We start from the raw sequence: 492 nt of genomic DNA on the forward strand, positions 1-492 counted from the left end.
GGGGGGGGGGTGTTATGGCACCGCCGATGCTGACCCCAGTACCGGGGTGATCACCGGCCCCGACCACGACGACGGGGTGGAGCCATGGACGCGAGCATGCCGGCGGTGCACCGGCCGACCCGAAGCGGTGCCGCGGACGCGCCGCGGCACTTCGCCGTGTGGGCGCCGGCCGCCACGCATCCGCGCACTCCCCCGCTGTTCCCGGTGGAACGGCTGCTGCACGCGATCGACGGCCGGGACAACGGCCGTGCCTGGGTACCCGGTTCGGTGCGCACGGTCCGTATCGGCCGCGATGTCACGGGCAGCGCCATGTCCTGGTCGACGTACCTGGGCGAGCTGCGCGCCGCCGGAGCGGCGCGGGCCTCTGCTTCGAACACCTCGTGGCGCGGTGGGGCGTGTGGGTTCAGCAGGTCGGCTGACGCCTGACGCATGACTCACCTCCACATCAGCCGGAATCGGAGCCTCGTACGGTTTCAGCCACCGTAAGCAATG

1 protein-coding gene is annotated in these 492 nt (G+C 71.7%); it reads left to right on the plus strand.

Annotated elements, in window-relative coordinates:
- Window positions 1-84: 84 nt before the first annotated feature.
- Complete coding sequence (locus TN53_RS42205) at window positions 85-426, plus strand: hypothetical protein (protein WP_046264208.1); 342 nt, start codon at window positions 85-87, stop codon at window positions 424-426.
- Window positions 427-492: the final 66 nt, after the last annotated feature.

Origin of the sequence: Streptomyces sp. WM6386, from assembly GCF_000972385.1 — a bacterium.
Taxonomy (GTDB): Bacteria; Actinomycetota; Actinomycetes; order Streptomycetales; family Streptomycetaceae; genus Streptomyces.